The organism is Burkholderia sp. KJ006, from assembly GCF_000262695.1.
In the GTDB taxonomy this organism is placed as follows: Bacteria; Pseudomonadota; Gammaproteobacteria; order Burkholderiales; family Burkholderiaceae; genus Burkholderia; species Burkholderia vietnamiensis.
This window is the reverse complement of sequence record NC_017921.1, coordinates 1,712,713-1,737,646: the sequence shown is the minus strand read 5'-3', so window position 1 is coordinate 1,737,646 and position 24,934 is coordinate 1,712,713. Positions and strand designations below refer to the sequence as shown.

Annotated in this window: 18 protein-coding genes; 13 read left to right on the top strand and 5 right to left on the bottom strand. The window is 68.1% G+C overall.

Annotated features, from left to right (window positions below):
* Nucleotides 1-72: 72 nt before the first annotated feature.
* On the bottom strand, nt 73-1,533 hold the full coding sequence (locus tag MYA_RS21650; protein ID WP_014725060.1) for a metallophosphoesterase family protein: 1,461 nt from the start codon (nt 1,531-1,533) through the stop codon (nt 73-75).
* A 146-nt stretch (nt 1,534-1,679) separates the two neighbouring features.
* Here MYA_RS21650 and MYA_RS21645 point away from each other — a divergent pair, with 146 nt between their 5' ends.
* Complete coding sequence (locus MYA_RS21645) at nt 1,680-2,528, top strand: class I SAM-dependent methyltransferase (RefSeq protein WP_041494300.1); 849 nt, start codon at nt 1,680-1,682, stop codon at nt 2,526-2,528.
* A gap of 247 nt (nt 2,529-2,775) precedes the next feature.
* Here MYA_RS21645 and MYA_RS21640 read toward each other — a convergent pair whose 3' ends face one another.
* Nucleotides 2,776-3,087, bottom strand: coding sequence for a hypothetical protein (locus MYA_RS21640; RefSeq protein ID WP_041494299.1), 312 nt, complete (start codon nt 3,085-3,087; stop codon nt 2,776-2,778).
* Between the two features lie 668 nt (nt 3,088-3,755).
* On the opposite strand from MYA_RS21640, the gene MYA_RS21635 reads away from it, so the two are divergent.
* The 9 genes from MYA_RS21635 to MYA_RS21595 all read left to right on the top strand — a co-directional run bounded on the left by MYA_RS21635 (nt 3,756) and on the right by MYA_RS21595 (nt 18,666).
* Nucleotides 3,756-8,684: an autotransporter-associated beta strand repeat-containing protein gene (locus MYA_RS21635; RefSeq protein ID WP_041494161.1), complete on the top strand. Its 4,929-nt coding sequence runs from the start codon at nt 3,756-3,758 to the stop codon at nt 8,682-8,684.
* A 475-nt stretch (nt 8,685-9,159) separates the two neighbouring features.
* Nucleotides 9,160-10,104, top strand: coding sequence for a MurR/RpiR family transcriptional regulator (locus MYA_RS21630; protein WP_011882003.1), 945 nt, complete (start codon nt 9,160-9,162; stop codon nt 10,102-10,104).
* Nucleotides 10,101-11,105 carry an isoaspartyl peptidase/L-asparaginase family protein gene (locus MYA_RS21625; RefSeq protein ID WP_014725052.1) on the top strand — a complete coding sequence of 335 codons (1,005 nt, stop codon included), beginning with the start codon at nt 10,101-10,103 and terminating at the stop codon, nt 11,103-11,105. The genes MYA_RS21630 and MYA_RS21625 overlap by 4 nt, the downstream gene beginning before the upstream one ends.
* A gap of 28 nt (nt 11,106-11,133) precedes the next feature.
* A complete protein-coding gene (locus MYA_RS21620) occupies nt 11,134-13,116 on the top strand; it encodes a dipeptide ABC transporter ATP-binding protein (RefSeq protein ID WP_014725051.1) in 1,983 nt (660 codons plus the stop codon).
* A gap of 165 nt (nt 13,117-13,281) precedes the next feature.
* Entirely contained in the window at nt 13,282-14,844 is a 1,563-nt protein-coding gene (gsiB, locus tag MYA_RS21615; protein ID WP_011882006.1) for a glutathione ABC transporter substrate-binding protein GsiB, read from the top strand.
* Nucleotides 14,845-14,920: 76 nt separating this feature from the next.
* Nucleotides 14,921-15,841: a glutathione ABC transporter permease GsiC gene (gene gsiC / locus MYA_RS21610; RefSeq protein ID WP_011882007.1), complete on the top strand. Its 921-nt coding sequence runs from the start codon at nt 14,921-14,923 to the stop codon at nt 15,839-15,841.
* 7 nt (nt 15,842-15,848) lie between these two features.
* The gene (gene gsiD / locus MYA_RS21605) at nt 15,849-16,742 is read left to right on the top strand and encodes a glutathione ABC transporter permease GsiD (RefSeq protein ID WP_011882008.1); all 894 of its coding nucleotides are present in this window, start codon (nt 15,849-15,851) and stop codon (nt 16,740-16,742) included.
* On the top strand, nt 16,742-17,842 hold the full coding sequence (locus MYA_RS21600; RefSeq protein WP_014725050.1) for a DmpA family aminopeptidase: 1,101 nt from the start codon (nt 16,742-16,744) through the stop codon (nt 17,840-17,842). Before gsiD ends, MYA_RS21600 begins: the two co-directional genes overlap by 1 nt.
* Entirely contained in the window at nt 17,839-18,666 is an 828-nt protein-coding gene (locus MYA_RS21595) for a M55 family metallopeptidase (RefSeq protein WP_014725049.1), read from the top strand. Before MYA_RS21600 ends, MYA_RS21595 begins: the two co-directional genes overlap by 4 nt.
* A 35-nt stretch (nt 18,667-18,701) precedes the next feature.
* Here MYA_RS21595 and MYA_RS21590 read toward each other — a convergent pair whose 3' ends face one another.
* On the bottom strand, nt 18,702-19,472 hold the full coding sequence (locus MYA_RS21590; protein ID WP_041494160.1) for an alpha/beta fold hydrolase: 771 nt from the start codon (nt 19,470-19,472) through the stop codon (nt 18,702-18,704).
* Nucleotides 19,473-19,614: 142 nt separating this feature from the next.
* Here MYA_RS21590 and MYA_RS21585 point away from each other — a divergent pair, with 142 nt between their 5' ends.
* The 3 genes from MYA_RS21585 (at nt 19,615) to MYA_RS31390 (ending at nt 21,955) form a co-directional block, all read left to right on the top strand.
* Nucleotides 19,615-20,394, top strand: a complete 780-nt coding sequence (locus MYA_RS21585) for an AraC family transcriptional regulator (RefSeq protein WP_041494159.1) — start codon at nt 19,615-19,617, stop codon at nt 20,392-20,394.
* A gap of 153 nt (nt 20,395-20,547) precedes the next feature.
* Nucleotides 20,548-21,309, top strand: a complete 762-nt coding sequence (locus MYA_RS21580) for a hypothetical protein (RefSeq protein ID WP_011882013.1) — start codon at nt 20,548-20,550, stop codon at nt 21,307-21,309.
* Between the two features lie 415 nt (nt 21,310-21,724).
* Complete coding sequence (locus MYA_RS31390) at nt 21,725-21,955, top strand: hypothetical protein (protein ID WP_106919417.1); 231 nt, start codon at nt 21,725-21,727, stop codon at nt 21,953-21,955.
* A gap of 398 nt (nt 21,956-22,353) precedes the next feature.
* Here MYA_RS31390 and MYA_RS21570 read toward each other — a convergent pair whose 3' ends face one another.
* Together MYA_RS21570 and hpnI are read right to left on the bottom strand one after the other, a co-directional pair.
* Nucleotides 22,354-23,328, bottom strand: a complete 975-nt coding sequence (locus MYA_RS21570) for a lysylphosphatidylglycerol synthase transmembrane domain-containing protein (protein ID WP_041494158.1) — start codon at nt 23,326-23,328, stop codon at nt 22,354-22,356.
* Nucleotides 23,329-23,548: 220 nt separating this feature from the next.
* The gene (gene hpnI, locus MYA_RS21565; protein WP_014725045.1) at nt 23,549-24,703 is read right to left on the bottom strand and encodes a bacteriohopanetetrol glucosamine biosynthesis glycosyltransferase HpnI; all 1,155 of its coding nucleotides are present in this window, start codon (nt 24,701-24,703) and stop codon (nt 23,549-23,551) included.
* Nucleotides 24,704-24,934 lie beyond the last annotated feature (231 nt).

The window sequence follows — 24,934 nt, the reverse complement described above, 5'->3', positions numbered from 1 at the left end:
CCATAACCGCGCGCCGCACGAGCACCTCGCCGCAATCCCTCGGCGAACGACCCGTCGCTCGAATCGCGTCGATCACGGCGTGATGAATCCGGTCTTGTCGCAGGCGAGCGTCGTGCCCGACTGGCTGCACGACGCGAGCAGCTTGCCGGCCGCCGAATAGGCATGGAACAGCCAGCCCGTCGCGGGCGCCGGGCGCCGCTCCATGATCAGGAAGCCAAAGCTGTTGTTGTGCGACAGCCGTTCGATCACGGCGCCCGGTGCAGGCGTGAGGCCGGCCGGGAACGGATCGGGCAGCGCGACGTCGAGGTTGTCGCCGCCGTTGCCCGACACGATCGTCGCCGGATGTCCCGACGAGAAGTTGATGGCCTGGAAGTCGTGCACGTGGCCGTGCAGCGCGACATGGATGCCGGGCGGGTAGTACGCCTGCGCGTTCAGGCTCGCCATCACCGACTGCAGCGCGAGGTTGCCCGGCGCCGGCGTGCTGCCCGCGATCGGCGCGAACGCGAGGATCGGATGATGGTTCGTGAAGATCGTCGTCGACATCCCCGCCTTCGAGGCGAGCGACGCCACCGACTGAAACTGCTTCTGGTAGATGCGAAATTGCGCGTCGGTCGTCTTCAGCGGATTGCGCCCGACCTTCGCGCTGTCGAACACGATCACCTGCGTGCCGCCGCCGAGCGATACCGCGTACGGCTCGGAGTAGTTCGCGTCGGCGTCGTTGGCCGGATCGTCGCACGTGCGCGTCGCGGTATGCGGGCGCGGATCGAGGAAGCGATACCAGCCCTGTCCCGCGCGCGCGCATTCCTCGTGGTTGCCGCGCACGACCACCCACGGCGCCTTGGCGAACAGCGGGGCGGCCGGGCGGAACAGGTCGGCCTGCCACGCATCCCAGCCGTAACCCCATGGGCTGTCCTTGCAGCCGGCGATGTCCGGCGGGCAAGCGTTCTCGCGATAGTGGTAGTCGCCCACGTGCAGCACCAGGTCCGGCGACAGCTTCGCGACGCTCGCCGCGATCGTGTCGAACGGCCAGACGGTCGCGTCGTTGCACGCCTGCCATGCGTTGTCGGCCTTCTTCATCCGGCAGCCGGTATCGGCGATGATCGCGACGCGCTGGGGTTGCGCCTTCGGCAGCGGCAGCGTGCGGCCCGCGACGCTCGCCGCCTGCGCATCGGCCGGCAACGTCGCCTCGCAAACCGACACGGGGAAGCTCGACGGCTTCGAGTCGGCCGGGTCGCTGGCCGTCGGCCGTTGCGCGACGGTCGCGGCGCCGGCGCGCAGCGTCATGCGCGACTGCTTGCCGTCGACCGATAGTTGCGGACACACCGGATCGCTCGCGGAAGCCGGGCTGTAGTTGGTGATCACGCGTGCGATCGCCTGGTTCGCGTCGCCGATCTCGACCCATGCGGCCTGGACGTTGATCGCGGCGCTCGCGGGGTCGGCGGGCGAGTCGATGTGGTTCGAGCACGCGGACAGGGCGACCGCGGCGAGCGCGGCGCAGCGCGCGAACAGCGCGGATGAGAGCAGTCGTGGCATGGAAGGCACCGTAGGAAAGCCGTCAACGATACGCAGCGCGAATGTAAGAAATATGAACGGTCGGCGAGCGCAGCCTTGACTTCAAGCCGGCTTGAAGCAGCATAGTCGCGATTCCGATCAACGCTGCAGCGCAAAGGATGACGATGATGACAGACAGCCGCCCCAACGAAGCACAGAGCGCGCTATGGAACGGCCCGTCCGGGCTCGCATGGGTCGAGGCGCAGCGCACGCTCGACCGGATGTTCGAGCCGTTCGAGACGCTGCTCGCGGACGCGGCGGCAGCCACGTCCGCGCATGGCGTGCTCGACGTCGGATGCGGGACCGGCGCGGTCACGCTCGCGATCGCGCGACGGCTCGCGAAGGACGCGCAGTGCACGGGCGTCGACATTTCGGCGCGGATGATCGCCGCGGCACGCGGGCGGGCCGAGCGCGACGGCGTCGCTGCCGAATTCGTGCATGCCGACGCGCAGACGCATCGGTTTGCACGCGAGCGCTTCGATCTGATCGTGTCGCGTTTCGGCGTCATGTTCTTCGACGATCCGGTTCGCGCGTTCACCAACCTGCGGCATGCGGCGCGCGCGAACGCGCAACTGCGGTTCGTCGCCTGGCGCGCCGCGGCCGACAATCCGTTGATGACGACGGCCGAACGCGCCGCCGCGCCGTTGCTGGCCGATCTGCCTGCGCGCCAGCCGGGCGCGCCCGGGCAGTTCGCGTTCGGCGACCGGCAGCGCGTCGTGTCGGTGCTGTCGGACAGCGGCTGGGCCGACCTCGCGGTCGAGCCGGTCGATGTCGCGTGCGCGTTGCCGACGGCCGCGCTGGACGACTACGTCGCGCGGCTGGGCCCGGTCGGGTTGGCGCTGCGGCAGGTGGATGTTGCGACGCGGCAGCGTGTGCTCGACGAAGTGCGCGGCGCGTTCGATCGCTACGTGCAGGGCACGGATCTGCGCTTCGATGCAGCGTGCTGGCTGGTCACGGCACGGGCGCCGTCTGCGTGAGGCGGCCACGGGGCAGCGCTGCCAGGCATATGCGTCGTCGCTCACGCGTGACGGATATGCGGATGACACCGCCGGTATCAGCCGCGACGCCCGATCGCTACGTGCAGGGCACGGACCTGATTTTCGATGCCGCGTGCTGGCTCGTCACCGCACGGGCGCCGTCTGCATGACGCATCCGCAGCTCAGCGCTGCCCGGCATATGCATCGTCGTTCACGCGTGACGGACGCGCGGCTGACACCGCAGATATCAACCGCGACGCCCCCGCAACATCACCCAAGCGCAACCGGCGGCAACGAGTGCGAGCCCGAGCAGCACCGCTTCGACGCCGAGCGCGAAACCGGGCGGCATTTCCCCGTGGTCGTGCTCCGGCGACAGGTTTTGCGTGATCGCCACGGCGCCGCCGGCCAGCAGCGCGATACAGACGATCCAGTAGAGCTTGCCGCGCGGCGCGGCCGCGCGAATTCGCCACAGCGCGAGCCCGACGCCGCCGAGGTAAAGCACCGCGAGCGTCGCGAGCGCGACGATGTCGCCGGTGCTGTCGTACAGGAGCTTGCTCATCGCGTTGCTCCGTCGGCCGGCGCGCGCCGGCGCGGCGCGATCGCGACGGCATGCGCGTTCGTGCGGCGTCCATCGCGTGTTCGGGCGCACGGCGCGGCAAAGACGCGCGCCGGCCGGCCGCCGGCGGCACGCGACGCCTGCGGTGACGCGACAGCCTCGAATGTCGTGCGAGGCAAAGAACGGAAATCCGGCATGGCTGGTATTCAGTTGTAGGCGCAACGAGACACGGCGCGTGTGTCGCGGTGTGAGGGCTGCAAGAACGGAACCTGCAGCGACGATCGAACCGGACGAATTGTAAGTGATCGCAGCGGGCGGGAAGGGCCGTGTGACGGGCGCGCCGCAGGCGCTGCGCAGCGCCCGCCGTGCATCGTTGCCGCGACCATCGATTCGCACGCCCGACGACGCGCGAAAGCGGCTCGCTCGCCGCCGCACGGGAGCAAACGACGTGCCTCCGCGAAGCGGCGCGTTTTTCGTAACCACCAGGCAATAATCGGCGCGCAGATGTTATATTGCGCGCGCGTGCGCCCGACCGATGGGCCAGAAAAATCAGTATCCGCGGACCGGCGCGCAACAGAAGAAATTCAACTAGAACGGGTCCGTCGCGCCATCGGTCCAGCGTCTCCTGGACCAACGCCCGGCCCATGCGTCTACGCACCGAGGGGACCGACATGAACCGCGTTTACCGGCTGGTCTGGAGCCGCAGCTTGCGCGCTCCGCAAGTGGTATCCGAGCACACCAAAGCATCCCACGGCGGGGTCGACGCCAGCCATGGCGCCACACCCGCGCGCCGCTGCGCTTCCATCGTTTCCATTGGCGTGTCGCTGGGTTTGGCCGGCGCGGCCGTCCCGGCCTGGGCCGTCACATGTGCGCCCAGCACCATCGCTAATTGCAGCGCCGCGGGCGGCAGCGGCACCCCTGACCGCAGCGGCAACGGGGGCAGCGGTAACGGCGGCGGCGGCGGTGCATCTACGCTGAGCGGCCCCAACACGGTCCAGATTCCGGGCGGCGCCACGTCGGGCGGGACAGGCGGCACCGGCGCGATGAACGACAGCGGCCAGGGCGGCCCGGGCGGAGCCCCTGCCGCGGCGCTCGCCGGCGATGTGGTAATCAACGCGAACGTGCAGGGCGGCGCAGGTCAGGCGTTCGACGGCTTCAACTTCGCCGGCGGTGGCGGTGGTGGCGGCGCGGGTGTGTATTCGACCGGCACCAGCGTGACGGTCAACAGCGGCGTGACGGTGCAGGGCGGCACCGGCGGCAATGGCGGGGCCGGCACGTCGGGACCGGTGTCGAACGGCGGCGGTGGTGGCGGCGGCGGCGCGGCGTTGGTCATGGTGACGCCCGCGGCCGACGTGTCGAACCAGGGCACGCTGATCGGCGGGAACGGCGGCAACGGCGGCGGCGGTGGCTTCGCCGGCGGCGGCGGCGGCGGTGGCGACGGGTTGCTCACGCTCGGCAGCGGCTCGCAGGTGACCAACATCGGCACCATCGTCGGCGGCGTGGGCGGGGCCGGCGGCGGGGGCGCGAGCACGGCCGGCGCCAGCGGCGCGGGCGTCAACCTGGCGAGCGGGTTCACCGTGCTGACCAACGTCGGCACGATCACCGGCGGCGCCGGCAATGGCGGGGCCGCGGGAGCCGGCATCATCGTGAACGGCACCAGTGTCATCGTCAACGGCGGCACGATCGCGGGCGGCTTGTACGCCGACGGCGTGACGCGGGCCGCAGCGATCCAGTTCAACGGCACGAACAACACGCTGCAGTTGGTCACCGGGTCCAACATCGTCGGTGACATCGAGGTGTTGGCGGGGGCGGCGACCAAGATCACCGCGGGCTCCGCGGGGCTCACGCTGTCCAACCAGATCACGCTCGGCGATGCGGCATCCCGCGTGACCTTCGATTCGACCACGACCAACCTCGTGGTGTCGGGCGTGGTATCCGGGGCCGGCGGCGTGGCCGTGAGCGGGAGCCGAACGATCACGCTCACGGGCGAGAACACCTATACCGGCGGCACCACGATCAACGCCGGCACGTTGCAGATCGGCAATGGAGGGACCACCGGCTCCGTCGCCGGCGACATCGTCAACAACGGCACGTTGGCGTTCAACCGCAGCGACACGGTCGCGTATGGCGGCACCATCAGCGGCACGGGCAGCATCGTACAGGCGGGCAGCGGCACGCTCGCGATCTCCGGCGCCGCAGGCTATGCGGGCAGCACCAACATCAACGCCGGCACGCTCGCGTTGATTGGCGCGGGCAGCATTGCGGGGTCCAGCGGCGTCGTCAACAACGGCACGTTCGATATTTCGGCGACGACCGCCGGCGCCGCGATCAATGCGCTCACCGGCTCGGGCACGGTCGCGCTCGGCGGCCAGACGCTGACGCTGGCCAACGCGGCCGGGACGTTCGGCGGAACCATCGGCGGCACGGGCGGGCTGACGGTTGCGGGCGGCACGCAGACGCTGTCAGGCGCCAATGGCTACGCCGGTGCAACGTCGATCAATGCCGGCACGCTGGCGTTGAGCGGGGCGGGCAGCGTTGCGGCATCGAGCGGGATCGTCAACGACGGCACCTTCGACATCTCGGCGACGACTTCCGGCGCCACGATCAATGCGCTCACCGGCTCAGGCACGGTCGCGCTCGGTGGCCAGACACTGACGCTGGCCAATGCGGCCGGCACGTTCGGCGGCACCATCGGCGGCAGCGGCGGGCTGACGATTGCGGGCGGGACGCAGACGCTGTCGGGTACCAACGTCTACACCGGTGCAACCTCGATCAATGCCGGCACGCTGGCGTTGAGCGGATCGGGCAGCGTCGCTGTGTCCGGCGGCGTCGTCAACAATGGCACGTTCGATATTTCGGCGACGACCTCCGGGGCCGCGATCAATGCACTCACCGGCACGGGCGCCGTTGCGCTCGGCGCTCGCACGCTGACGCTCACGAATGCGGTCGGCACGTTCGGCGGCGCCATCAACGGCAGCGGCGGACTGACGGTCGCGGGCGGTACGCAGACGCTGTCGGGCGCCAACGGCTACACCGGTGCAACGTCGATCAATGCCGGCACGCTGGCGTTGACCGGCTCGGGCAGCCTTGCCGCGTCCAGCGGCATCGTCAACAACGGTACGTTCGATATTTCGACGACGACCTCCGGGGCCGCGATCAATGCGCTCACCGGCACGGGTACGGTCGCGCTCGGCGGCCGGACGCTGACGCTCGCCAATGCGGCCGGCACGTTCGGCGGCGCCATCAACGGCACGGGCGGGTTGACGGTCACGGGCGGCACGCAGACCTTGTCGGGTGCCAATGGCTACACCGGTGCAACCTCGATCAATGCCGGCACGCTGGCGTTGACCGGTTCGGGCAGCCTCGCGGCATCGAGCGGGATCGTCAACGACGGTACGTTCGACATCTCCGGCACCACCTCCGGGGCCGCGATCAATGCGCTTACCGGTACGGGCACGGTCGCGCTCGGCGGCCGCACGCTGACGCTCGCGAACGCCGCCGGCACGTTCGGTGGAACCATCAACGGCAGCGGCGGACTGACGATCGCGGGCGGCACGCAGACGCTATCGGGTGCCAACGGCTACACCGGTGCGACGTCGATCAATGTCGGCACGCTGGCGTTGACCGGGTCGGGTAGCCTTGTGGCGTCCAGCGGCGTCGTCAACAACGGTACGTTCGATATTTCGGCGACGACCTCCGGCGCCACGATCAATGCGCTCACCGGCACGGGTACCGTTTCGCTCGGCGCTCGCACGCTGACGCTCGCCAATGCGGCCGGCACGTTCGGCGGGACCGTCAACGGCACGGGCGGGCTGACGGTCGCGGGCGGTACGCAAACGCTGTCCGGCGTGAACACCTACACCGGGGCGACGATGGTCGACGCGGGCACGCTCGCGTTGTCCGGCGCCGGCCAGCTCGCGTCGTCCACGTCGGTCACGCTCGCCGGCTCGACGGCCGCGCTCGACCTGTCCGCGGCCGGCAGCCAGACGGTCGCGCATCTGTCCGGCGTGACGGGCAGTCGCGTGATGCTCGGCGGCAGCGCGCTCACGCTGTCCGACGACTCGTCGCAGACCTTCGGCGGCAGCCTCGTCGGCACCGGCGGCCTCGTCAAACAAGGCGCGGGCACGCTGACGCTGAACGGCGTCAGCACCGCGTTCTCCGGGACGACGACGGTGGCGGGCGGCACGATGGCCGTCGGCGACGCGGCGAATTCCGGGGCGGTGCTGGGCGGCAATGTCGTGGTGAATGCACTCGGCACGTTGCGCGGCCACGGCACGGTAGCGGGCGACGTCAGCAGCAGTGGCGTCGTGGCGCCGGGCGGCTCGATCGGAACGCTGTCCGTCGGCGGCAACTATGCGCAGGCGGCGAGCGGCACGCTGTCGATCGAGGTCAGCCCCACCGAAGCGTCGCAGCTGCGCGTAGGCGGCGCGGCGACGCTCGGCGGTTCGTTGGCCGTCCTGTTCGATCCCGGCACCTATACCGCGCGCCGCTACACGGTGCTCAGCGCGGCCAACGGCGTGACCGGCCGTTTCGCGAACATCGGCGCGACCACGGCCGGCGCGAATCTCGGCGCGTTGCAGCCGTCGGTGGACTACGGCGCGAACGCGGTCGATCTGCTGCTCGCGGAGCCGGGCGGCCCTGGCACGCCGACCGGCCCGACGGTCATCGCGCCGACCAAGACGTCGATCTACACGGCGCTCGGCACGACCGCATTGCTGCAGGCGCAGGACGCCAGCTCGACGCTGCTCGGCCGTCTCGCCGGCCCACAGGACGACCCGGCGGGCTCCCGCAACGTATGGGCCGTCGCCAGCGGTTCGAGCACCAAGGTGGGCGGCACGGGCGGCGCGCCCGGCTTCCTCACGCACGCGTACGGGTTCCTCGCGGGCGCGCAGGGACGGCTCGGCGGCGCGACGGTCGGTGGGGCCGGCGGCTACACGCACACCACGCTCGGCGAAGACACGACCGGTGCATCGGGCGCCATCGACACGCTGCGCGTCGCGCTGTACGGCGCGCAGCCGGTCGGTGCCGTCAACCTGTCGGCCACGCTCGGCTACGGACTCGATTTCCTGTCGCAGAAGCGGCCGTTCGGCAGCGCGGGTACGGCCGAAGGCGACCATCTCGGCCACGAGTTCACCGCGGCGACGCAGGCGAGCCTGCCGATGGAGGCGGGCGGTTTGCGCTTCACGCCGCACGTCGGGCTGCGGTATGCGTACGTGCGCGGCAGCGGCTTCGGCGAGAGCGGCGCGAACGGGCAGAACCTGAACGTCGGCCCCGACAACGCGCGCAGCCTTCAGCCTTATGTGGGCGTGTCGCTCGACAAGGCGTTCGGCGATGCCATGCGGTCGCTCGACGTGCAGCTTCGCGTCGGCTATGCGCACGAGGTGCTGCGCGGCAGCCGCGTCGTGCAGGTGCAGAGCCAGGACGGCACCGTGTTCGCCGCGCCGGGCACCGACCTGCCGCGTTCGTTCCTGACCACGGGCGCCAGCGTCACGCTGCAGGCCGCGAAGACGACCACCGTATCGCTCGGGTTCGATGCGACGATCGACACGAGTCATGTGTCGGCGCAGTCCGCGTATGTGCGGGTGAATCACCGGTTCTGATGTCGTTGCCCAGGGGAACGGGGGCGGCCGCTCGCGTGACGGCAATCGACGAACTGCTGTCACGCGACGGGCGGACGTTGTCGAGCGGCGGTGGTTTCAAGTTGACGCTGCCGATGCCCCCCCGAAGCCGAAGCCAAAGCCAAAGCCAAAGCCGAAGCCGAAGCCGAAGCCAAAGCCGCCAACCGCACCGATATCGAAGCCAACACCACAGCCAACTCCGCTCCTCCCACATCCGCACGCGAACCGACTTGCTCGGGGTTTTCCCGAGGGCGCGCGGTTCGATCCCACTCCCTCTCTGCACCGGCCGAACGCTCTACGCCCGCGCGCACGCGGGCGCGCCGCCGCCCACCCACCGCCGCAAAACCGGTCCGTCGTACTAAACGCGACGAGCACGTGACACCGCCGCTGAAAATTTATTTTTTTTCTCCCGGTGGATTGTGTAAATTGATTTTCATCCACCTTCCAGTCAGCATTCATGACGCCACTCGTTCCGCCCGAAGCAAATCACGACGAGTCCGCGATCGCGGAGCGCATCGCGTCGGCCATGCCGAGGATGACGCCGATCCACCGCCGGATGGGCGAATACGTGCTCGCGAATCCGTTTCGCGCAGCGACGATGCGCATCGATGAACTCGCGCAAGCGGTGAACGCGTCCATCGCGACCGCGAACCGCTTCGCGAGGGCGCTCGGCTTCGACGGCTATCCGGCGATGCGCGCGGCGCTCGTGCGCGGCTTCGAGGCGACGCTCGGCCCGGTCGAGCGGCTGCGCTCCGCGCAGGAACAGGAGCAGGGCGTGCGCGGCGCGGCGTGGATCGACGCGGTGTTCGATCAGGCCGTCGCCAACATCGAGAACACGCGCACGCAACTGGATGCGGCCGACGTCGAGGCGGCGGTCGAGGCGATCGTCGGCGCGCGGCGCGTGCTGATTCTGGGCGCGGGCTCCAGCGCATTCCTGGCCGGGCTGATGGAGCACGGCCTGTCGGTGTGTCATGACAACGTGCAGTCGCTCGCGCTGCTCGGCGGCCCGACGCACGCGGCGCGGCGTCTGTACACGGCCGATTCGCGCGATCTGGTGATCGCGCTCGCGTTGCCGCGCTACGTGAAGGACACGGTCGAGCTCGCACGCCGCGCGGCCGCGCGCGGCGCACGCGTGCTCGGCATTTCCGACGGCCCTGGCTCGCCGTTGGCCCCGGTCGCCTCGCTGAATCTCTACGTGAAGGCCGAGCGGCGCTTCGCGGCCACCTCGGAAGCGGCCGTGTTGACGATGATCGAAGCGCTGATCGACGCGGTCGCGCTGCGCACGCATCGCTCGGCGAAGTCCGCGGCCGAGATGACCGAATTCCTGTTGCCGTGGCTGCTCCAGCCGCAAGCCGCACCGTCGGCGCCGAGCCCATCTTCCACCGATCGGAACAAGACATGACTTCACGCGCGATCGTCGCGATTCACGGCGGCGCAGGCACGATCCTGCGCGACGCGATGGACAGCGATACCGAACGCCGTTACCGCGCCGAGCTCGACGCGATCCTGCAAGCCGCGCAACGCGTGCTCGCCAGCGGCGGCAGCGCGCTCGACGCGGTGACCGTCGCGGTGCGGATGCTCGAAGACTGCCCGTTGTTCAACGCGGGGCGCGGCGCCGTCTATACGGCCGAAGGCAAGCACGAACTCGACGCCGCCGTGATGGACGGCGCGACGCTCGCGGCCGGCGCGATCTGCTGCGCGACCCGCGTGCGCAATCCGGTGCTGGCCGCGCGGCGCGTGATGGAAGCGAGCGAGCACGTGCTGTTCGCCGGCGCGGGCGCCGATGCATTCGCGGCCGCGCAGGGGCTCGAACTCGTCGAACCCGGCTACTTCGACACCGAAGCGCGTCATGCGCAATGGCTGCGGGCGCGCGCGGCGGCCGGCGCGATGCTCGACCACGACGCGGCGACTTTCGCGTTCGGCGCCGGCCGGCCGCCGGAGCCGCCGCAGCCACATGAACCGCTCGACCCCGACCGCAAGCACGGCACGGTCGGTGCGGTTGCGTGCGACGTGCACGGCCATGTCGCGGCGGCGACGTCGACGGGCGGCATCACGAACAAGCAGCCCGGCCGCGTCGGCGATTCGCCGATCATCGGCGCCGGCTGCTACGCGGACGATGCGACCTGCGCCGTGTCCGCGACCGGCACCGGCGAGATGTTCATCCGGCTCGCGACCGCGCACGACGTGGCCTCGCAGATCGCGTATCGCGGCGCATCGCTCGCCGACGCCGCGCACGACGTCGTGATGAACAAGCTGCCGCGCCTGGCCGGCCGCGGCGGGATCATCGCCGTCGATGCGCACGGCAACGTCGCGATGCCGTTCAACACGGAAGGCATGTATCGCGGCTACGCGCGTGTCGGCGCGGCGCCCGTGGTCGGCATCTACCGCGACGACGCGGCGTGATTGCCGATCGAACCAGGAGACCTTCGCGATGACTTCGAGCCGAACCCCGTCCGCGCTGGTGCTGCCGGAGCAGCGCGTGGTCGCCGTCGACGGCCTGTCGGTGACGTTCCGCCGGGAGAACGCGACGTTCGACGCCGTGCGCGACGTGTCGTTTCACGTCGATCGCGGCGAGACGCTCGCGATCGTCGGTGAATCGGGCTCAGGCAAATCGGTCACGTCGCTCGCGCTGATGCGGCTCGTCGAGCACGGCGGCGGCGAGATCACGAGCGGCCGGATGGTGTTGCGGCGTCGCGGCGGCGCGCTCGTCGATCTGGCTGCGGCGAGCGCGGCGGCCATGCGCGGCATCCGCGGCGCGGACATCGCGATGATCTTCCAGGAGCCGATGACCTCGCTGAACCCGGTGTTTACCGTCGGCGACCAGATCAGCGAGGCGATTGCGCTGCACCAGTCGAAGGGCGCGTCGGAAGCGCGCGCGGAGACGCTGCGCCTGCTCGATCTCGTGCGGATTCCCGAGGCGCGCCGCGTGTTCGCGCGCTATCCGCACCAGTTGTCGGGCGGGATGCGCCAGCGCGTGATGATCGCGATGGCGCTGTCGTGCCGGCCCGCGCTGCTGATCGCCGACGAGCCGACCACCGCGCTCGACGTGACGATTCAGGCGCAGATCCTGCAATTGATCCGCGGGCTGCAGGACGAAATGAAGATGGGCGTGATCTTCATCACGCACGACATGGGCGTGGTCGCCGAAGTGGCCGATCGCGTGCTCGTGATGTATCGCGGCGAGAAGGTCGAGGAGGGCGCGTCGGAGCGCATTTTCGCGACGCCCGCGCATCGCTACACGCGTGCGCTGCTCGCGGCCGTGCCGCGGCTCGGCTCGATGCAGGGCACCGATACGCCGGAGAAATTCCCGTTGTTGAGCGTGGATGGGACGCGTGCGACCGTGTCGGCGGAGGATGCGGCCGCAACGGCCAACGCAGCCAACAAAACCAGCGCAGCCAGTACACCCAACGCACTAAACCCCGTCGACGCCTCCCATCCCGCCACCGACCTTAGCGCACACGCCTCGCTCGATCGCGCCGCGCCGCCGATCCTGCGCGTGCGCGATCTCGTCACGCGGTTTCCGGTGAAGAGCGGCGTGTTCGGCCGCGTGTCGCAGTACGTGCATGCGGTCGAGCGCGTGAGCTTCGATCTGCACGCGGGCGAGACGCTCGCGCTCGTCGGCGAATCGGGCTGCGGCAAGTCGACCACCGGCCGTTCGCTGTTGCGCCTCGTCGAATCGCAGAGCGGCTCGATCGAATTCGACGGCCGCGACATCAGCGCGCTGAGGGGCCATGACCTGCAGGCGCTGCGCCGGAACATCCAGTTCATCTTCCAGGACCCGTTCGCCTCGCTCAATCCGCGGCTCACGGTCGGCTTCTCGATCATGGAGCCGCTGCTGGTGCACCGCGTGTCGAGCGGCCGCGACGCGCAGGCGCGCGTCGACTGGCTGCTCGACAAGGTCGGCCTGCCGCCCGACGCCGCCCGTCGCTATCCGCACGAATTCTCGGGCGGCCAGCGTCAGCGGATCGCGATCGCACGCGCGCTCGCGCTGAACCCGAAGGTCGTGATCGCCGACGAATCGGTGTCCGCGCTCGACGTGTCGGTGCAGGCGCAGATCGTGAACCTGATGCTCGACCTGCAACGCGAACTCGGCGTCGCCTACCTGTTCATCTCGCACGACATGGCCGTCGTCGAGCGCATCAGCCATCGCGTCGCGGTGATGTACCTCGGCCAGATCGTCGAGATCGGCCCGCGCCGCGCGGTGTTCGAGGCGCCGCAACATCCGTACACCAGGAAGCTGATGAACGCGGTGCCGGTGGCCGATCCCGCGCGCCGGCATGCGCCGCGCCAGCTGGCCGCCGACGAGATGCCGAGCCCGATCCGCGCGATCGGCGACGAGCCCGTCGTCGCGCCGCTCGTCGCGGTCGGCCCCGATCATTACGTCGCGGCGCATCGCGTCGGCGGCGCGTATTAGCCGGGATGTCCCGTCGAACCGGATTTGAATCGAGTGCCCGCGGGCCCACGGTTCGGGGTCGCCCCGGCAGCGCATCCGATGCGCGTCACGCAGCAGGAAGTCGAAACCGAAACGCCCGTTGGGCGTCGTCGATCCACGTAGAGGAACGTAAAGGAGCCCAGCAACATGAACCAGCCGCATCCGTTTCCGATGTTTCGTCCGCGCGCATCCTTCGTCGCGCTCGCCGGCGCGTTCGCGCTGACGGCCGCCGTGCCGGCCTTCGCGCAGCAGAACGTGGTGGTCGCGGTGTACTCGACGTTCACGACGATGGACCCCTACGACGCGAACGACACCGTGTCGCAAGCGGTCGTCAAGTCGTTCTACGAAGGGCTGTTCGGTTTCGACAAGGACATGAAGCTCGTCAACGTGCTCGCGACCGGCTATGAGGCGAGCCCCGATGCGAAGACCTACACGGTCAAGCTGCGCTCGGGCGTGAAGTTTCACGACGGCACCGACTTCAACGCGGCCGCGGTCAAGGCGAACTTCGACCGCGTGACCGACCCGGCCAACAAGCTGAAGCGCTACGGGCTGTTCCGCGTGATCGAGAAGACCGAGGTGGTCGATCCGCTGACCGTGCGCTTCACGCTGCGCGAGCCGTTCTCCGCGTTCATCAACACGCTCGCGCACCCGTCGGCGGTGATGATCTCGCCGGCCGCGCTGAAGAAGTGGGGGCGCGACGTGTCGCTGCATCCGGTCGGCACCGGGCCGTTCGAGTTCGTCGAGTGGAAGCAGACCGACGACATGAAGGTGAAGAAGTTCGCCGGCTACTGGAAGAAGGGTTATCCGAAGATCGACTCGATCGACTGGAAGCCGGTGGTCGACAACAACACGCGCGCGGCGCTGCTCAAGACCGGCGAGGCTGACTTCGCGTTCACGATCCCGTTCGAGCAGGCCGCCGACCTGAAGAACAACCCGAAGGTCGACCTGATCGAGCGCCCGTCGATCATCCAGCGCTACATCTCGCTGAACACGCAGAAGAAGCCGTTCGACAATCCGAAGGTGCGCGAAGCGCTGAACTACGCGGTCAACAAGGAAGCGCTCGCGAAGGTCGTGTTCGCCGGCTATGCGACGCCGCAGACGGGCGTCGCGCCGGTCGGCGTCGAATACGCGACCAAGCTCGGGCCGTGGCCGTACGATCCGGCCAAGGCGCGCGCGCTGCTGAAGGAGGCCGGTTATCCGAACGGCTTCGAGTCGACGCTGTGGTCCGCGTACAACCACTCGACCGCGCAGAAGCTGATCCAGTTCGTCCAGCAGCAGTTGGCGCAGGTCGGCGTGAAGGTGCAGGTGCAGGCGCTCGAGGCCGGCGAGCGGGTCGCGAAGGTCGAGAGCGCGCAGGACCCGGCGACGGCGCCGGTGCGGATGTACTACAGCGGCTGGTCGGCGTCGACCGGCGAGGCGAACTGGGCGCTGTCGCCGCTGCTCGCGTCCACCTCCGCGCCGCCGAAGCTCTACAACACCGCGTACTACAAGAACGCGGCGGTCGACGACGATCTCTCGAAGGCGCTCGAGACGACCGACAACGCGAAGAAAGCCACGCTGTACGCCGACGCGCAGAAGCAGGTGTGGGCCGATGCGCCGTGGATCTTCCTCGTGCAGGAGAAGATCGTGTACGCGCGCAGCAAGCGGCTGCACGGCATCTACGTGATGCCGGACGGCTCGTTCAACTTCGACGAAATCTCGGTGAAATGACGGCGCCTCGCCTGCCGCGCGGCGCGGGTGGCGCACGTTGCCCGCGCTGCCCGCGCGCTGATTCGATCGGTGCCCCATGCTGAATTTTCTCGTCAAACGCCTGTTCGGCCTGCTGCCCACGCTCGCGCTCGTCGCGGTGCTGGTGTTCCTGTTCGTGCACCTGCTGCCGGGCGACCCCGCGCGGCTCGCGGCCGGCCCCGAAGCCGACGACGCGACGGTCGCGCTGGTGCGCGCCGATCTCGGGCTCGACCGGCCGCTGCCCGCGCAGTTCGCGAACTTCTTCGTGAAGATCGCGCACGGCGATTTCGGCACGTCGACGCGCAGCAAGCGGCCGGTGTCGACCGAGATCGGCGAGCGCTTCATGCCGACGCTGCTGCTGACGCTCGTCAGCATGGTGTGGGCGACCGCGTTCGGCATGGCGATCGGGATCGCGTCCGCCGTGTGGCGCAACCGCTGGCCCGATCGTCTCGGGATGACGATCGCGGTGTCGGGCATCTCGTTTCCGGCGTTCGCGCTCGGGATGCTGCTGATGGAGATCTTCTCGGTGAAGCTCGGCTGGCTGCCGGTCGTGCCGGACGGCACGTGGAAGAGCTACGTGCTGCCGTCGCTGACGCTCGGCGCGGCGGTCGCGGCCGTGATGGCGCGCTTCACGCGCGCGTCGTTCGTCGAGGTGCTCAACGAGGACTTCGTGCGCACCGCGCGCGCGAAGGGCGTGCACGAGCCGATGGTGGTGCTCAAGCACTGCCTGCGCAACGCGATGATCCCGGTCGTCACGATGATGGGGCTGCAGTTCGGCTTCCTGCTCGGCGGCTCGATCGTCGTCGAGGCCGTGTTCAACTGGCCGGGGCTCGGGCGCCTGCTGGTCGATGCGGTGACGATGCGCGACTACCCGGTGATCCAGGCCATCGTGCTGCTGTTCTCGCTCGAGTTCATCCTGATCAATCTGACCGTCGACGTGCTGTACGCGGTCATCAATCCGACCATCCGGTTCAAGTGAGGCGCGCATGAACGCGACTGTCCAGCCGGCGGCGACGGCCGCATCGACCGCGATCCGCACGCCGTGGCGCGAATTCTGGCGCAAGTTCCGCAAGCAGACCGTCGCGCTGGTGGCCGGCGGCTTCGTGCTCGCGCTCGTCGTGCTCGCATTCGTCGGCCCGCATATCGTGCCGTTCGATCCGGAGAACTATTTCGACTACGACGCGCTGAACGCCGGGCCGTCGGCCGTGCACTGGTTCGGCGTCGATTCGCTCGGCCGCGACATCTTCAGCCGGATCGTCGCCGGCACGCGCATCTCGCTCGCGGCCGGGTTCTTCTCGGTCGCGCTCGGCGCGCTCGTCGGCACGTTGTTCGGGCTGCTCGCCGGCTACTACGAAGGCTGGTGGGACCGCATCACGATGCGCGTGGCCGACGTGCTGTTCGCGTTTCCGGGCATCCTGCTCGCGATCGGCGTGGTCGCGATCCTCGGCAACGGGATGGTCAACGTGATCTGCGCGGTCGCGATCTTCAGCATCCCGGCGTTCGCGCGGCTCGTGCGCGGCAACACGCTGATGCTCAAGCACATGACCTACGTCGAAGCGGCGCGCAGCATCGGCGCGTCCGACTGGACCATCATCATGCGGCACATCCTGCCGGGCACCGTGTCGTCGGTGGTCGTCTACTTCACGATGCGGATCGGCACGTCGATCATCACGGCCGCGAGCCTGTCGTTCCTGGGCCTCGGCGCGCAGCCGCCGACGCCCGAGTGGGGCGCGATGCTCAACGAGGCGCGCGCCGACATGGTGAGCGCGCCGCACGTCGCGATCTTCCCGAGCCTCGCGATCTTCCTGACCGTGCTCGCGTTCAACCTGCTCGGCGACGGGCTGCGCGACGCACTCGACCCGAAGCTGGAGCGCCGCTGATGGCTGGCGTACCGATGTGGTCGGCGACGCTGCCGGCCGGCCCGCGCGGCACGCTCGCCGACGTACCGGGCGTGACCGTCGGCCACGCGACGCTCGCGGCCGGCGACGTGCAGACGGGCGTCACCGTCGTGAAGCCGCACGCGGGCGACCTGTATCGCAGCAAGGTGCCGGCGGGCGCTGCGGTGATCAACGGCTTCGGCAAGAGCGTCGGGCTCGTGCAGGTCGACGAGCTCGGCACGCTCGAGACGCCGATCGCGCTGACCAACACGTTCGGCGTCGGCGTGCTCGCCAACGCGCAGATTCGCGCGGCGATCGCGCAGAACCCGCAGATCGGCCGCGACTGGCCGACCGTCAACCCGCTCGTGTTCGAATGCAACGACGGCTATCTGAACGACATCCAGGCGTTCGCGGTGACGGCCGCGCATTACGACGCAGCGTGCCTCAGCGCGTCGCGCGACTTCGCGCGCGGCGCGGTGGGGGCGGGGCGCGGCATGTCGTGCTTCGACCTGAAGGGCGGCATCGGCTCCGCGTCGCGCGTGGCGGTCGCTGCCGGCAGGCCCTATACGGTCGGCGCGCTCGTGCTCGCGAACTTCGGCCGGCTGCCGATGCTGACGCTCGCCGGCGTGCCGGTCGGGCGCATCGTCGCGCAGCGGCGCGCTGTATCGTGCGTATCGCGCGCGCAGGCAACCGACGCGACGGCGCCCGAGCAGGGCTCGATCATCGTGCTGCTCGCGACCGATGCGCCGCTCGACGCGCGCCAGCTGTCACGGCTCGCCCGTCGCGCGGGCGCAGGCCTCGCTCGGACCGGTTCGGTCTACGGGCACGGCAGCGGCGACCTCGCGCTGGCGTTTTCCACTGCGTACACGATCGCGCACGATGCGTCGACCGTGTCGCTGCCGGCGCTCGTCGCCGACGCGGCACTCGATCCGCTGTTCATGGCCGCGGCCGAAAGCGTCGAGCACGCGATCGTCGACGCGTTGCTGCAGGCAGTGACGGTGACCGGCCGCGACGGCCACGTGCGGCAGTCGCTGCGCGATGCGGTGAACGACCTCGACCGCCTGTTCGGCGGCCAAGACGACGGACTTCCTACCCGCTCATGAAAATTCTGATTTCAACCGATATCGAAGGTGTGGCCGGCGTATTCGCCGTCGAGCAGACCCGCGCCGGCAATCCGGAATACGAACGCGCGCGCCGCTGGATGACCGGCGAGGCGAATGCGGCGATCGAAGGCGCATTTGCCGGCGGCGCGCAGGCCGTGTGGGTCAACGATTCGCATGGCGGATACCGCAACCTGCTGCCGGACGGGCTCGACGCACGCGCACGCGTCGTGCTCGGCAAGCCGCGCACGCTGGGGATGATGGCGGGCCTCGAGCAGCGGCCCGATCTCGTGTTCATGATCGGCTTTCACTCGAAATCGCAGACGCGCGGCGTGCTGGCGCACACGATCAACAGCTTCGCGTTCGCGCAGGTCTGGGTGAACGGCGTCGAGCTCGGCGAAGCGGGGCTGTATGGCGCGCTCGCGCACGAATACGGCGCGCACGTCGCGCTGGCGTCCGGCGACGACGTGTTCGTCGACGAAACGCGGCCGCTGTTTCCGGACGCGCGTTTCGAGGTGCTCAAGACGGCCGGCGGCGCATCGAGCGGCGACACGCTGACGCCCGCCGCGGCGTGCGGGCGCATTGCGGTCGCGGCACGCGAAACCGTCGCGCATGCGCTCGCGTCCGGCTGGCACGCGGATGCGCATCGGACTGCCCCGGCCGCGTGTACGGTGCGCGTGCAGAGCGCCGCGCTCGCCGATCTGTTCTGCGTGCTGCCGTCGCTCGAGCGGGTCGATGCGGTGACGCTGCGCTTCGACGGGCCGTCGGTCGAGCACGTCGTGCGCACGCTGAACAGCCTGTCGGCCATGTCGTTCATGCTGCGGTGATGCGTGCCGAGCCGATGCCGCGCAGCGGCGGCGCATCAGGCGGGCGCGGTCGCTGCATCGTCGAGAAAGCGTTCCATCGCCGCGACGAGCGCGAGCGGCGTTTCGTTCATCGGGTAATGGCCGGCATTGCGTAGCACGTCGACGCTTGCGCGCGGGTAGCGGCGCAGATAGGTGCGCGCCATCAGCGCGGCGTCGAACGCCGGGTCGTGTTCGCCGATCAGCACCTTGACCGGATGACGGCCTGCAATTTCGTCGCTGAAATCCGTGTCGGCCCAGGCGCGGAAGTACGCGCCGAACGCCGTCGGCGACGAGCGGGATGCAGAATACGCGGCTTTCCACTCGACCCAGGCGGCGGGCAGGCGGCTGCCGGTGCTGCGCTCGATGATGGTCCGGCGCGCGGCGATGCTGTCGGCCGCGCGTTCGAATAGCGCGCGACGCGCCGCGTCGAACGGCAGGCCGCCGCACGGGACCGGCGCGATCGGCACCAGCGCGCGTACGCGTTCGGGCGCGATGGCGGCAACCTTCTCGATCGCCATGCCGCCCATCGAGTGGCCGACGAGGCTGAAGGTGCGCCAGCCGAGTGTGTCGGCGAGCGCGAGCGTGTCGGCGGCGATTTCGGCGATCGAATACGCGCCGTGTGCGTCGCGCATGCGGCCGTAGCCGCGGTAGTCCATGAAGACATAGGTGAAGCGCTCGCGCGACAGCCACGGTTCGACGGGCTCGAACGCATGTGCGTCGCCGAACCAGCCGTGCAGCACGAGAACAGGGTGGGGGCCGTCCCCCACGCGATGAAACGTATTGGGCATGTTCGCTCCGATGAAGTCGCTATCCGGCCGGTTCGGCCGTCGGGTTGCGCGGCCGTCCGGTCGCGCAGGCGTGGAGCGGATCGTAGATCGATCGAAGGTGACCCGCCTTCGATATCGGGTCATTGACGATGGAATTCGGGCCGTGAGAAATACGCTGCTGGACCCTTACGAACATATCCCGCGGAGCGTGGTGGTCACTGCCAACGACTACGCGGCGGGCACGACTTTCCGCGAGCACGCGCATGCGCGCGGGCAGTTCGCGTTCGCGTCGCGCGGCACGATCAGCGTGTCCACGCCTCACGGGCGCTGGCTGGTGCCGCCGCAGCGCGGGTGCTGGGTACCGGCCGGCGTGCGGCACGAGATGACGATGACCGGGCCGGTCACGATGCTGAACGCGTTCGTGTCGCCCGATGCGGCGCAGTCCGTCGGCTTGCCGGACCGGTGCGGCGTGTACGGCGTGTCGTCGCTGTTGCGGCAACTGCTCGACGACGCGATCGATCTGCCGCCGATGTACGACGTCGAGGGCCGGCCGGGCAAGCTGATGGCGCTGCTCGTCGCGGAAATCGCGACGATGCCGCAGCTGTCGCTGCACGCGCCGCTGCCGGCCGACGCGCGGCTCGCGAAGATCTGCCGGCATTTGTTGGAGTCGCCGTCGATCTCTGCCGATCTCGACCAGGTGGCGACCGATGCGGGCGTGAGCCGGCGCACCTTCACGCGACTGTTCCGCGCGCAGACCGGCGTGAGCTTCGCGGCGTGGCGTCAGCAGGTGTGCATGCTCGCGGCGATCGCGCGGCTGAGCGACGGACAGCCGGTCACGCGTGTCGCGTTCGACCTCGGATATGCGAGCGCGAGCGCGTTTACGTCCGCGTTTCGGCGGATTCTGGGCGAGACGCCGAGTCGGTATGTGGAGGTGCGGCGGTAGGGAGTGGCAGCAATTGCAGAAATGTGGGGGCCGGTAATTGCCGTAGCGCACTTGCGCTTGTCCGTCTGTTGCTCAAGCTTTGTGTCGCGAATCCGTTAACGCGTGGGTCCAGTAGATGTTTGGCCGATGAATACGCGTGGAGATTAGACGGACATGTTGCTGAAAAAAACCGGTTTCGCCGCTTTGATGCTGTTGATTTCGATCGCGGGCCATGCGCGCGATACGACCTCCGAAGTCAATGCTGAAAGAGTGAGTGCGGTCAAGACTGTGACGGTCGTCTATCCAGGCAAGGCCGTGTACATCACGGTGGGGCCGTCCGGCCCGATTCATATTCCGGTTCCGATTCCAGGTGTCGGCGTAGTGGGCGCGCTCGCCATGGGGGCTGTCGCAGGGGCCGTCGGCGTCGGGCTCGGCAAGCACGACAACGATTCGCCGACATCCCTCAATGATCTCGTCACCGCCAGATTCGGCGATACGGGGCTTAACCGGCGCTTCACCGACAGTATCGAAACGGTCCTGCGAAATCATGGCTTCACGGTGCAGGAGGTCGATGCATCGGCGCCGGGCTTGCCGACGCTCAAACCGGACGCACACCGCATGTGGCAGGCAAGCGGCTCGCCCTATCAGGGTAGCGATGCGGTCTTGTTCCTGCGCGTCGGCACCGGTTATGTCACGCCCGGCGGTTTTCACGGTTTCACACGCCGGGTGATCGGCGACATCGTCATGTTCCAGAGCGACACATACGATGCGATTCTCCGACAACACGTCAACTGGAAACAGTCTGGCGACCCGTACAGCTATTCGTCGATCGATGCGCTGGACAGCGATCTCCGACGTGCGATCGATGGGCTCGACGAAGGTCTGATGGCGCAGGTCGATCCGTTCAACAAGTTGCTCGATTCGATTCCGCGTTAGCGGATAGCGTCAGGAGGGGGCCGCGGGCGACGAGGGTGCAAATAGGCGCGGCTCATGGAACGCGCGGTGTGGTGGCCAATGCCCGCAGAGGATGGTGGCGCCTTCGATACGCCGGCGCAGCGGTCTTATCCATTCGCTGCATCGACGGGATGAATTCGCATTCCCGGAACCGAAGGTCATGCGGGCCATGCCGGAGCCTCGGCCAACAGTTGGCGCAAGATTACGTTTCGAGACCGCGACCGCAATCGGCCAGTTCTCGTTGCCCGCAGAGTGCGGGCTTTATTGCATCAATATTTCGCGCGCTATCTGCCCAGCACAATACTGCGTTCCATATATCCGCCTATTCCCATCGCTCTCGACGACCGTTAACCGAGGTGAGCAGCATACGTATGCTCGCAACCTCTAGGAGATGTACATGAGCGTTTCTTCTGTTGGCGGTAACCAACAACTCCAACTCCCGATTCAGACTGCGCAAACGGCACAACGCGGCATGACGTCGTCGGAAGCCCGCGAAGTCGGTCCCGATGTCGACGGTGACGGCGACGATGCGGGCGCAAAGGCGGTCCAGGCAGCAGCTGCGCAGCCGGCGCCGAGCGTGAACAGCAGCGGCCAGCAAGTCGGGACGATCATCAACGTCAAGGCCTGAGCGCGCGATTCGTTTCAGCAACCGCGTTCCTTGGCATGAGGTTTCTCGCGGCCTGAACGCGTCCTTCGCACGTCTTCGCTGACGTGCGCTAAGCCCGCACACTGCACCCCAGAAGTTGGCTCCGATCCGACCTTTGGGGTGTTTTCCATGGCGAAGTACATGGCTGCGCTACCCGGCGCTACGGGCAGCGGGTAAGCAGGTAGCGAGCGTCCGGACGAGGACTAAAGCCCGCCGTTCGAGCAATCCGTGCCGGATCTGATGGAGCGCGAAGGCGCGTCTGATCGGCAAGCTGCCGCGCGCTTCAACATTCGCAATCGCCCGATCATGCTGAACGCGCAGCGTTTTCGGTCCGGATCGGAAAGACGTGCGGCAGCATGCCTCAATGATTTCCGAGGTCCTTATTCCGTAGTCGGCCTTACCGAACCCCGCCGCCAGGCAAAAGCAAAGAAGGCCGCGGCACCGAGGATCAGCGGGAAATAAAGCGTCGCGAAGCGCCAAAGAACCAGAGCCGACGCCATGGCGTCTTGCGGAATCCAGTTTGCAAATGCGGCCGCAAGCGCCAAGTCGCCGGCAGCACCGCCGGCCGGTATCCCGGTCCAAAGCGCCGCATGCAGGACCACGGCCTGCACCGCCACAACGAATCCGAATGGCAACTGGTAGCCGAGTTCGAGCAGCACGAACCACAGGACGCCATAGCGCGGCAGCCATTGCAGCGTAGTGAAGACGAGCAAGCCGGCAAACCGGTGGCGAGGCCCCATCATGAGCAGCCCCGCTTGCCGGCGCACACTCTGGCGGAACCCGTCCCACCGGGCTCGCTGGCTCCCGAGCCACTGAATGCGGCCACATGCAGCATCCAGCGCGCTCGCGACTTTCCGGCGGCACGCCCATAGCGTCGCTACAAGAATCGCGACACCTGCCAGCATTCCGACGACCATCGACACGTTTGGCCTCGGCACGACCTGAGCCAGCGGACCGACAGCGAACGCAATCGCGATCGGAACCGCCACGGCCAAGAAAGCCAGGTCGAGCGCCTGGTCGGCGCCGACGACCGTCGTGGCTGTTGCCCACGAGGCTCCAGCGCGCTGCAGCAACCCGATATTGACGCCATATCCTGCCGCCCCCAGGGGCGAGACGAGAAAGGCAGAATCGGTCACGAGGGCGATGCCATATGTGCGTCCGAAAGGAAGACGCAAGCCCAGTGCCGTTTGTATCAGGTGCTGTTTGCCAGCCTTGCCGAGCGCGCTCGCAGCGGCGCTTGCCGCCAACACCAGGAACATCTGCATCGAGACGGTCCGCAGCCAGGCAAGCGACTGGTGGGAGCCCACTATGAAAGGTGCCCCCACGGCCAGTCCAACGCCAAGCACAGCCAGCATCGTCGCCGTATTACGTTTGAAAGGCCTGCTCAAAGGAGCCGCCCCGGAACTCGCCGCGGGGCAACGTGGCCTGGCGTTCGCGAGGTGCGCTGCGTCGACGTAAGCGGAAGAATATGAATAAGCATGCGGATGTAAGGATCGTTCCAGCAGCAGCGGCGTTACCCCGAGTGCGAAGCGCGACGCTGCATAGCACGGCCGGCGGCCGCACTCGTACCAGCTTTCAGCGTTTTGAATGTAGCATGCCGTTCCGGTCCACGTGAAAAGTGAAGCCGCGCCAGGTGACCAGGGTCGAACTGTAGCTCGCGAGGAAGATCAGGAACAACGCAATATCCCATATCGGCAGCAGCCACAGCTCGCGATGGGGATGGCACAAGGCCCGGTCTGCCCGGAGCTTCAGCCAAAGGCGGGCCAGCAGGGCGATCGCGGCGAGCGACCACGACCAGCTTGCGGCGCCCGACAGTACGATGGTCAGCGTGGCGAACGCAAACGGATGCATCAGCGCAGAGCCCAGGTGGCCCGCCGGATCGATGGAGCGGATCGTGCGGCTCCAGCGTAATTCGTGCGAGATCAGGCTTGCGGCGCTCGTTTCAGCACAGGCGTGTGAAATGAAGAACGGTGGAATCACGACGCGCTCGCCGGCCTTGCGCACGGCCTGACCGATCGCGTGGTCCTCGGCGAGGTGATGCGCAAACTGTTCGAAACCGCCGATCTTGTCCACCGTCGCGCGGCGCATTGCGATGGTCGGTCCCATGCAGGGTTTGGCCAGCCCCAGTGTCAGGCCGGTCACCACGCCCGGAACGAACTGATAGTTGATCGCATTGACAGCCAGGCGTGGCCAGAACCCCGGCGCGGACTTTCCACGATAGATACAGCTCACGAGGCCCACGCCCGGCTTTTGCAATTCGCCTACGACGCTGCGCAAATACTCTGGGCTCACACTGACGTCGCTGTCCGCAAAGATCATCACATCATGGGCCGCCTGCGTCAGCATGTTCACGATGTTGGCGATCTTCCTGTTCGGCCCGTACAGGCGGGCATCCGCTACCACCGTGATGTACGCGTCGGGGTAGAGCGTGCGCAGCATCTCGACCGCCTCCAACGCAGGGTCAGCCGCATCGTGCACGCCGAACAGATACTGCACGTCGCCCGGATAGTCCTGCTGAAAGAAGCTCGACAGGTTATCGAGCAGGTTCCACTCGTTACCGTGTAGCGGCTTGACGACCGTGACAGGCGGATAGCTGGAGGGAACTGAAGTCGGGCGCGCAAAAAAGCGCGACATCAATACGCTTGCCAGCAACGTATAAATGATGCCGCCTACGGCCGCCGAAGCTGAGATACCCAGCAGCGCAACGAGCAGCAGATGGGCTGCCCGCATCGTACCTTCGAATGCGGCCAGTCCGGTCATGAGCAGCAGACCGGGTGGGAGAATGATCGACTCAGGCAGTGGTCGATCAGTGCAGCCGAAAAATTTTGACGTGTGGAGGTGTCGAACACGCTCCTGATGGGACTAGCGTCGGTCAAAAGATCGTTCCGGTTGTCGTGAAAACGGTCATGTGCTCTGTCCGGCATGGAACTAGCTATCCTGAAAACGATCCAGGTTGGCAAG

What these genes read in the sequence shown, in the direction of transcription:
- MYA_RS21650 (WP_014725060.1), bottom strand. Translation starts at nt 1,533, where the DNA reads ATGCCACGACTGCTCTCATCCGCGCTGTTCGCGCGCTGCGCCGCGCTC.
- MYA_RS21645 (WP_041494300.1), top strand. Translation starts at nt 1,680, where the DNA reads ATGACAGACAGCCGCCCCAACGAAGCACAGAGCGCGCTATGGAACGGC.
- MYA_RS21640 (WP_041494299.1), bottom strand. Translation starts at nt 3,087, where the DNA reads ATGAGCAAGCTCCTGTACGACAGCACCGGCGACATCGTCGCGCTCGCG.
- MYA_RS21635 (WP_041494161.1), top strand. Translation starts at nt 3,756, where the DNA reads ATGAACCGCGTTTACCGGCTGGTCTGGAGCCGCAGCTTGCGCGCTCCG.
- MYA_RS21630 (WP_011882003.1), top strand. Translation starts at nt 9,160, where the DNA reads ATGACGCCACTCGTTCCGCCCGAAGCAAATCACGACGAGTCCGCGATC.
- MYA_RS21625 (WP_014725052.1), top strand. Translation starts at nt 10,101, where the DNA reads ATGACTTCACGCGCGATCGTCGCGATTCACGGCGGCGCAGGCACGATC.
- MYA_RS21620 (WP_014725051.1), top strand. Translation starts at nt 11,134, where the DNA reads ATGACTTCGAGCCGAACCCCGTCCGCGCTGGTGCTGCCGGAGCAGCGC.
- gsiB (WP_011882006.1), top strand. Translation starts at nt 13,282, where the DNA reads ATGAACCAGCCGCATCCGTTTCCGATGTTTCGTCCGCGCGCATCCTTC.
- gsiC (WP_011882007.1), top strand. Translation starts at nt 14,921, where the DNA reads ATGCTGAATTTTCTCGTCAAACGCCTGTTCGGCCTGCTGCCCACGCTC.
- gsiD (WP_011882008.1), top strand. Translation starts at nt 15,849, where the DNA reads ATGAACGCGACTGTCCAGCCGGCGGCGACGGCCGCATCGACCGCGATC.
- MYA_RS21600 (WP_014725050.1), top strand. Translation starts at nt 16,742, where the DNA reads ATGGCTGGCGTACCGATGTGGTCGGCGACGCTGCCGGCCGGCCCGCGC.
- MYA_RS21595 (WP_014725049.1), top strand. Translation starts at nt 17,839, where the DNA reads ATGAAAATTCTGATTTCAACCGATATCGAAGGTGTGGCCGGCGTATTC.
- MYA_RS21590 (WP_041494160.1), bottom strand. Translation starts at nt 19,472, where the DNA reads ATGCCCAATACGTTTCATCGCGTGGGGGACGGCCCCCACCCTGTTCTC.
- MYA_RS21580 (WP_011882013.1), top strand. Translation starts at nt 20,548, where the DNA reads ATGTTGCTGAAAAAAACCGGTTTCGCCGCTTTGATGCTGTTGATTTCG.
- MYA_RS31390 (WP_106919417.1), top strand. Translation starts at nt 21,725, where the DNA reads ATGAGCGTTTCTTCTGTTGGCGGTAACCAACAACTCCAACTCCCGATT.
- MYA_RS21570 (WP_041494158.1), bottom strand. Translation starts at nt 23,328, where the DNA reads ATGCTGGCTGTGCTTGGCGTTGGACTGGCCGTGGGGGCACCTTTCATA.
- hpnI (WP_014725045.1), bottom strand. Translation starts at nt 24,703, where the DNA reads ATGCGGGCAGCCCATCTGCTGCTCGTTGCGCTGCTGGGTATCTCAGCT.